This is a genomic window from Mesorhizobium sp. M1A.F.Ca.IN.020.03.2.1 (genome assembly GCF_004023205.1).
Classification (GTDB): domain Bacteria; phylum Pseudomonadota; class Alphaproteobacteria; order Rhizobiales; family Rhizobiaceae; genus Mesorhizobium.
In genome coordinates this window covers 1-3,556 of record NZ_RZSV01000371.1, presented here as the reverse complement: position 1 = coordinate 3,556, position 3,556 = coordinate 1, and the positions used below count along the sequence as shown (strand labels likewise).

At 66.1% G+C, this 3,556-nt stretch carries 3 protein-coding genes; 1 reads left to right on the top strand and 2 read right to left on the bottom strand.

Annotated features, from left to right (window positions below):
• The first annotated feature begins 44 nt into the window (after positions 1-44).
• Entirely contained in the window at positions 45-1,424 is a 1,380-nt protein-coding gene (locus tag EOA79_RS30725) for an amidase family protein (protein WP_245322356.1), read from the top strand.
• A 51-nt stretch (positions 1,425-1,475) separates the two neighbouring features.
• Here EOA79_RS30725 and EOA79_RS30720 read toward each other — a convergent pair whose 3' ends face one another.
• Both EOA79_RS30720 and EOA79_RS30715 read right to left on the bottom strand, forming a co-directional pair.
• A complete protein-coding gene (locus EOA79_RS30720) occupies positions 1,476-2,207 on the bottom strand; it encodes a DUF2270 domain-containing protein (protein ID WP_082980653.1) in 732 nt (243 codons plus the stop codon).
• A 111-nt stretch (positions 2,208-2,318) separates the two neighbouring features.
• Positions 2,319-3,556: ABC transporter substrate-binding protein (locus EOA79_RS30715; protein ID WP_164894027.1), on the bottom strand; the 1,238-nt coding region annotated here is incomplete at its 5' end.

Below are 3,556 nucleotides of genomic sequence, written 5' to 3'. Positions count from 1 at the left end.
CTTCCCTACTCCCCTATTTCCGTTCCGCAGGAAGGAGCACCACCATGATGAGCCATTTGGACACCACCTTCCTGACCGCGTCGCAACTGGCGGCGGCGATCCGCGAGAAGAAGGTCGGCGCTGTCGAGGCGATGGAGGCGCAGCTTGCCCGCATCGCTGTCGTCAATCCGCTGCTCAACGCCATCGTCACCCTCGACGAGGAGGCGGCCCGCGCTGGAGCGCAGGCCGCGGATATGGCGGTCGTGCGAGGCGAGGCCGTCGGTCCGCTCAACGGTGTGCCGGTCACGCTGAAGGACGGCCATGCCACAGCCGGCATGCGCACCACCATCGGTTTGGAAGCCTTTTCCGGTCATGTCCCGGCGACGGACAGCACGATTGCCGCGCGGCTGCGCAAGGCCGGCGCCGTCATCATCGGCAAGACCAACGTGCCGCCCAGGCTGCGCGACCTGCAGACCGACAATCCGATCTTTGGCCGCACCGTCAATCCGTGGGACGTTACCCGCACGCCCGGCGGCTCCAGCGGTGGGGCGGCGGCCGCGGTCGCCGCCGGGCTGGTGCCGCTCGAGATCGGCAGCGATGCCGGCGGCTCGATCCGGATGCCGGCGCATCTGTGCGGCGTCTATGGCTTCAAGCCGACGCAGGCGACGGTGCCGATCACCGGCAGCTACGCCGATCCGCCCGACCTGCCGCGCAGCTTCCGCCTGCTGTTCGACATCGGGCCTTTGGCCCGCGACGTCGACGATCTCATCCTGGCCCACCGCATCATCGCCGGCGCCGACGGTCTCGACACCGAAGTGCCGCCGGTAGCGACGGGCGAGGCGCCGGAGCCGCCGCTGGGCAAGCTCAGGGTTGCCTTCGCGCCTGAATTTCCCGGAGTGCCGACGGCGCTCGACATCGCCGACGCGATCGCAGGCTTCGCGGGCGCCATCGAGGTCGGCGGCGCGCGGGTAGGGCAGGCATTGCCGCGCCACGATTTCGCGGCCGAGCGGGCGCTGTTTTCCGATCTCATCACCTGGTATTCGCAGGTCTTCCGGCAGCCGCGCGAAACCTCGCCCTCGCTGGCCGCCTATCTCGAGGCGCTCAACCAGCGCGACGAATTCATCGCTGCCTGGGAGCGGTTCTTCGACGGGTGGGACGTGCTGGTCTGTCCGGCGATGATGTGCACGGCCTTCCGCCACCGCGAAATGGGTGCGCCGATCCCCGTCGACGGCATCGAGACGCCCTACTGGAGCGGGCTCAGCCACGCCTGCCGCTTCAACCTGACCGGGCATCCGGCCGCCGTCATTCCAATCGGTGTCGACCGGGAGGGCCTGCCGATCGGCGCCCAGCTGGTCGGCCGCCGCCATTCGGACATGAAGCTGCTGGCCGTGGCGAAAGCGCTGGCGCGTCTCACCGACGGTTTCGTCAGGCCACCGGGATTGTGAGCGCGTGGAAACGGCGGGCTGCCTGAAAGACCAAGGGCCGCCGCCCCAGGCTCAAACATGCACGTCGCCGAACGACAGTTCGCCGTCGTCGGCGCGCATCAGGAAGGCGGCGGCAAGCATCGCGAGATAGAATACGACGACGCCGCAGACCACCACGACGCCGGGGATGGGACCGAGCGTCGCCACGCGAAAGGTGTCGAGCAGCGAGGCGCTGAAGCCGATCGGCGAGCCTTCGCGCTGCAGGCTGGGCGTGGTGATCTTCAAGACCCAGGCAAGCATCAAGATCGTATACATGAAGACGTAGTTTCGGCGCAGCCTCCGGACCAGTGCCGCGCGCTGCGAGATGAGGAAGCGCGGCGAGCGCAGGCCTTCGCCGAGGATGGCCAGCCAGTTGGAGGCGAAGTCCGGCTGCGGCGAAAAAATCTGCGCGAAGTAATAGCGCTCGAACTGACGCACCCGCGCCCGATAGACGTCGAAGAACCGGTAGCGCCGCGCTTCGATCCATAGAAGCAGCGTGATGAGCAGCATGGCGAAGAGCAGCACGCCGTGATGCGCCGAGGGCGTCGACAGCGATACGGACAGCATCGCCGCCACCACGGTGATCGCCCAATTGCTGGTGCGGTCGAGCCGGTCGCGCCAGCCCGCCATGCGCCCGATTTCCGCGCGGTGGAAATGCGACATGGTGGTTGCGAATTCGGAGGAAGTGAGCTTCAGCGCGAACGCATCGGAGCCTCTAGGCGGCGCCGCTGCTTCGGCTGGCTTTACGGTCTGGACCTGCGACATCCCCTTGCCACGTGCCTCCCGCCGTGGCCGGCCGTTGAGCCGGCCACACCCCATATAGCACAATGTGGGGCCGGCAGAAATGTTCCTGCTGACGCTCTCCGGCGGAAGCTCTTATGCGCTCAGCCAGACCCGTTCGGCCACGCGATGATCGCTGAGCAGGAAGTTGGGGTTGGGAACGAATCCCTTCACCTCCAGGCGCGCCGCGTCGATCCAACTGGCGAAGGCCGGGATGATGGTCGGGCACTCGTCATGGATCATCTGCTGCAGCTCGAAATAGACGTCGCGGCGTTTCGCCGGATCGGCCAATGAGCGCGACTCCGTCAGCCGTCTGTCGAAGCTGTCGTTCTTCCAATGCGTTTCGTTCCACGGCGCGCCCGAGGCGTAGACGGAGGAAAACATCATGCTCGCCGATGGCCGCCCGGCCCAGAAGGAAGCCACCCATGGCTTCTTCAGCCACACGTCGCTCCAGTAGCCGTCATCGGGCTCGCGCTTGACATTGATGGTGATGCCGGCGGGCTTGGCCGATTGCGCGAAAAGCTCGGCCGTGTTGACCGCCTGCTCGAACGCCACGGGGGCGGCGTGCAGCTCGAGGGTAAGATCGCTCTTGCCGGCTTTCTTGAGGTGAAAACGGGCCTTGTCCGGATCGTAGGCGCGCTGCGCGATGTTAGGATTGAAGCTCGGATCGCTGGCAGCGATCGGATGGTCGTTGCCCACCCGTCCGAAGCCGGCCATCAGCAGCTTCACCATCTGCTCACGGTCGAGCGCGTGCTTCAGCGCCAGCACGACATCGGGGCTGTTGAACGGCTCCTTCGTGGCGTCCATCGGCAGCGAGAAATGCTGCTTGCCTTCGGTGACCAGCAGATAGGCGCGGGGGTCCTTCTTGAGCAGCGGTGCGATCTTGTAGTCGATGCCGTTGACGATGTGCACCGAGCCGCCTTGAAGAGCCGAGACGCGCGCCGCGGCGTCGTTGATAACGACCGTCTCGACCGTGTCGACATGGCCGCGATCGCTGCGCCAGTAGGTCTCGTTGCGGGCGGCGGTGGCGTGCACGCCGGGCTGGAAGGCGGTGAGCTTGAACGGACCGGTGCCGATCGCTTTCGACCAGTCGGCGAAGCCTGCGGGCACCATGGCGAAATGCAGATCCGACAGCACATAATCCATGTCGGGATTTGGCGATTTGAGCAGGATCTCGACTTGCGTCGGCGAGATGGCCCGCACTTCCGCGACGTCGGCGACCAGCCCTTTGGCCTTCGACTTGGTCTTGTCGCCGATATGCAGGCCCAGCGAGTATTTGACGTCGTCGGCGTCGAACGTCTTGCCGTTGTGAAACTGCACGCCCGGCCTGAGAT

Coding starts and splice junctions, on each gene's coding strand:
- EOA79_RS30725 (WP_245322356.1), top strand. CDS start 45: ATGATGAGCCATTTGGACACCACCTTCCTGACCGCGTCGCAACTGGCG.
- EOA79_RS30720 (WP_082980653.1), bottom strand. CDS start 2,207: ATGTCGCAGGTCCAGACCGTAAAGCCAGCCGAAGCAGCGGCGCCGCCT.